Source organism: Alkalimonas mucilaginosa, assembly GCF_036327005.1.
GTDB lineage: Bacteria > Pseudomonadota > Gammaproteobacteria > Enterobacterales > Alteromonadaceae > Alkalimonas > Alkalimonas mucilaginosa.
In genome coordinates this window covers 1-383 of the sequence record NZ_JAUGZK010000060.1, presented here as the reverse complement: position 1 = coordinate 383, position 383 = coordinate 1, and the positions used below count along the sequence as shown (strand labels likewise).

The following is a 383-nucleotide window of genomic DNA, read 5'->3' as shown; positions in this document are numbered from 1 at the left end:
GACACGCCAACCCGCCACTACGCGCACGTAGATTGCCCGGGTCACGCTGACTACGTGAAAAACATGATCACTGGTGCTGCGCAGATGGACGGCGCGATTCTGGTAGTTGCCGCGACTGACGGTCCTATGCCACAGACGCGTGAGCACATCCTGCTGTCTCGTCAGGTAGGTGTACCTTTCATCATCGTGTTCATGAACAAGTGTGACATGGTTGATGATGAAGAGCTGTTAGAGCTGGTCGAGATGGAAGTGCGTGAGTTGCTGTCTGACTACGACTTCCCAGGCGACGATCTGCCAGTGATTCAGGGTTCAGCTCTGAAAGCGCTGGAAGGCGATGCAGAGTGGGAAAAGAAAATCCTGGAGCTGGGCGAAGCGTTAGACAC

The 383-nt window shown here is 54.8% G+C and carries 1 protein-coding gene; it reads left to right on the top strand.

Annotation, left to right across the window (positions count from 1 at the left end; translation table 11 throughout):
* The coding region (locus QWF21_RS18135) for a GTP-binding protein (protein WP_330089437.1) at positions 1–383 on the top strand (383 nt) is incomplete at both ends.